Annotated in this window: 4 protein-coding genes and 1 pseudogene; 1 reads left to right on the plus strand and 4 read right to left on the minus strand. The window is 63.9% G+C overall.

Annotation, left to right across the window (positions count from 1 at the left end; all coding sequences use genetic code 11):
• Positions 1-144: pseudogene (locus tag MOV75_RS31700) on the minus strand (beta-1-3, beta-1-6-glucan biosynthesis protein); the annotation flags it as partial.
• Between the two features lie 329 nt (positions 145-473).
• On the opposite strand from MOV75_RS31700, the gene MOV75_RS31705 reads away from it, so the two are divergent.
• Positions 474-2,033, plus strand: coding sequence for a beta-(1-6) glucans synthase (locus MOV75_RS31705; RefSeq protein ID WP_246931403.1), 1,560 nt, complete (start codon positions 474-476; stop codon positions 2,031-2,033).
• On the opposite strand, the gene MOV75_RS31710 is transcribed toward MOV75_RS31705, so the two are convergent.
• The 3 genes from MOV75_RS31710 to MOV75_RS31720 form a co-directional block, all read right to left on the minus strand.
• A complete protein-coding gene (locus tag MOV75_RS31710) occupies positions 1,993-2,373 on the minus strand; it encodes a hypothetical protein (protein WP_246931402.1) in 381 nt (126 codons plus the stop codon). The two genes, MOV75_RS31705 and MOV75_RS31710, sit on opposite strands and share 41 nt — an antisense overlap.
• A gap of 72 nt (positions 2,374-2,445) precedes the next feature.
• A complete protein-coding gene (locus tag MOV75_RS31715) occupies positions 2,446-2,607 on the minus strand; it encodes a hypothetical protein (protein WP_246931401.1) in 162 nt (53 codons plus the stop codon).
• An 87-nt stretch (positions 2,608-2,694) separates the two neighbouring features.
• Entirely contained in the window at positions 2,695-3,135 is a 441-nt protein-coding gene (locus tag MOV75_RS31720) for an MgtC/SapB family protein (protein ID WP_246931400.1), read from the minus strand.
• Positions 3,136-3,405: the final 270 nt, after the last annotated feature.

Below are 3,405 nucleotides of genomic sequence, written 5' to 3' on the forward strand. Positions count from 1 at the left end.
GGCCTTGCCCTGGTCCGGCGCGGGCGTGCCGCTCTGGGCGGAGGCGCCACCGAGACCGGCGAGAACGAGAAGGCAGGAGACGGCCAAGGTGGCGGCGAACTGCCGCAGGACCGCATTTCGTGACTCGAACACCCGTTGCCGCATGAATTCCCCAATGTATCCGATGGCCGTCCGCGTCAGGATCCCGCGGACGCGCCGGTGATGGCGTCCAAATGGGTCTCCAATGCGGCGGAAAAGTCTTTCGGAGTCCATGACCTGTATTTGGAATTTTGTCCAGCAAAGTCACGATGCTAGGTCCCGGTCGAACCGCCGCAGCCCCATTCCTTTGGGGCAGGAGCGGATCCGCACCGGAGCACCCCCTTGGCAGATGGCGTGCAAGCAGGTAATCGACGGACCCTTCGCGGAGGACGGAACCGATTTCTCTTCGTACGCCACTGGCGCTTCTGCTCGTTTCACTGGGTGCGATTGCTGCCGTGTGGTGGTGGTTGGCGACGCCGATCACACTCGCGCGCGCCCCGATCGATCCCGCCGAGAAGGTCCAATGCGTCTCCTACGCGCCGTTCCGCGGCGAGCAGACGCCGCTGGAGGCGTGGACCCATATCGAGGCCGAGCAGATCGAGCAGGACCTGCGCCAGCTCAAGCAGATCACCGACTGCGTCCGCACCTATTCGATGGAGAACGGGCTCGACCAGGTGCCGGCGATCGCCGCCAAGGTCGGCGGGCTGAAAGTCCTGCAGGGCATCTGGCTCTCCAGCAACCGCACCAAGAATTATGAGCAGGCCGCGCTCGCCATCCGCCTCACCAAGCAATTCCCCGACATCATCACCTCGGTCATCGTCGGCAACGAGGTGCTGCTGCGCGGCGAGATGACCACGGCCGACCTCGTCTCCATCATCCGCTTGGTGAAGACGCAGGTCAGCGTGCCCGTCACCTATGCCGACGTCTGGGAATATTGGCTGAAGAACCGCGAGGTCTATGACGTCGTCGACTTCGTCACGATCCACATCCTGCCCTATTGGGAGGATTTGCCCGTCAAGGCGAAATTCGCTTCCGCCCATGTCGAGGCGATCCGCGAGCGCATGGCGGTGGCGTTCCCCGGCAAGGAGATCCTGATCGGCGAGACCGGCTGGCCGAGCGAGGGGCGCATGCGCGACGGCGCGTTGCCCTCGCGCGCCAACCAGGCGCGCGTCGTCTCGGAAATCCTGGGCCTTGCGAAGGCGAACAAGTTTCGCGTCAATCTGATCGAGTCCTACGACCAGCCGTGGAAGCGCAAGCTGGAAGGCACCGTCGGCGGCTATTGGGGCCTGTACGATTCGGTGCGCCGGAGCCTGAAATATCCCCCGGGTGAGCCGATCAGCAATTTCCCGTACTGGAAATGGTACATGGGCGCGGGCATGGGCCTGTCCGTGCTGGTGTTCGCGGTCGCGCTCATCACGCTGCGGCGGCGGCCGTGGACGCCGCGCTTCTCGGCCTGGCTCGGTGTCGCCATCTCGGCGACGACGGCGGGGAGCCTGCTCGGGATCGGCGCCGACAAGATGTATTACGAGAGCTACGGCATCGGTGGCTGGCTGCTCTGGGGCGCGCTGCTGCTCGCCGGCATCCTGTCGCCGATCTTCTGCGCGCAGGCGATGGTGATCGGCCGCAGCCTTCCGACCTTCCTCGATCTGCTCGGTCCGCGCGAGGGCCGCAAATGGTCGAAGCTCACCGCCGTGCTCGGCCTGACGCTCGCGGTGACGGCGGTGATCGGGGCCGCTACCGCGCTCGGCTTCGTGTTCGACCCGCGCTACAAGGATTTTCCCTACGCCTCGCTGACGATGGCGGTGGTTCCGTTTGCGCTATTGATGCTGAACCGGCCGCAGATCGGCCAGCGTCCGATCGCGGAATCGGTGTTCGCGGGCGTGCTGGCGCTGTCGGCCGTCTTTGTGCTCTTCAACGAAGGCCGCGACAACTGGCAGTCGCTTTGGACCTGCACGATCTATCTGTTGTTCGCGCTCACGCTGTGGCGGGCGCGGGCCGAGCAAATCCAAGAATGAACAGGCCGATCGCAAGGCCCGACAGCACGACATTGTAGAGCACGATGCCGAGGCCGGCGGCGATGATGCCGACGGTGAGCAGCACGATCGACGGCCGCATCAGGTTCAGCGTCGCAACCACCAGCGCGACGATGCCGAACACCGAATTCTTGAACAGCACGGTCGAGACCGACCGCGCCTTGCAGACCAGCGTCTGAAGCCCGGCGTCACAGGCGAGGGCGACCTGCGAGAACTCGATCGCGAGATAGCGCACGTAGAACGCACAGCCGACGGTGACGAAACCGACGACGAGCAGGAACTGCACCTGGTAGGGCGTGAGGCGGAAGGGCTTTTTTGTCATGGGGGCAATATGGTCGGGATGGCGGAACGGGGCAACAGGGGAGGTGGAAGTTTCTGGACGACCCGTGAACTGTCAACCCTGGGAGCGTTCCTGTGTCTGCCGGCTTTGTGCGGCCAGCCGACGCTCATATTTGTCGGCTAATGCAAGCAACCGCTGCTTGATATAGGGATCCGCCTGCTCGGCCAGCTCGTGCACCAACGCGAGTTGCTCTCGCAGAAACTTCGCGTCCATCATCTCCGCTCCGAATCAAATCCGTCGCGGATATTGCCGAGTCCTGTCGTCCTTGATCGTATCATTTGGTACAGACTGAGCCTCAGCGGCCTATTTCAATCCCAGCCGGCGCTCGACCCAGCCGAGAACGAACAGCACGAGCAACGTGACCGCGATCGCGGCGGCGACCAGCAGCCAGGCTCCCAGCGCGCAGGCAATTCCAAGCCCTGCCGCAATCCACACGGTCGCCGCAGTCGTGAGGCCGTGAACCGTCTTCGCCTTGGCATCGTGCAGGATGACGCCTGCGCCGATGAAGCCGACGCCGGTCAGCACACCGGCAACGACGCCCTGAATGACCCGGGAGATCGCATCCGGGTGGTCCCGCAAGTTCTGGAACTCGATCACGGAGATCGAGACCAGCGCGGAGCCGAGGGCGACCAGCGACAGGGTTCGCATTCCCACCGGCTTGTCATTCATGTCGCGGTCGATGCCGATCAGCAGTCCTGTTCCCGCCGCGACGAGAAGCCTCAGCACATCATCCAGTTCGTTCATCGAATTCCGCGAGTTTGGAAAGGGGGCGACGTTTGGAGCGCGTTGTGAATGAACGCAAACCTGCTGCGAAAGGGCAGCTCAGGTCCAAGCGTCCGATCGCCGCATGCAAGCAGCTTCCGCCCAGATAGGGCCGCGCCCTACCGCCTGAAGAACGACGACAATGTCGATCCCGCGGAGGTCGACGGGTCCCTTCAACGTGTCGACACCCGCGATGTATGCCGCGGTCGCCGCGATCGAGGACACTGCGCACCAGGCGATGTCGAAGCAGTT

The organism is Bradyrhizobium sp. PRIMUS42 (assembly GCF_023006515.1).
Taxonomy (GTDB): domain Bacteria; phylum Pseudomonadota; class Alphaproteobacteria; order Rhizobiales; family Xanthobacteraceae; genus Bradyrhizobium.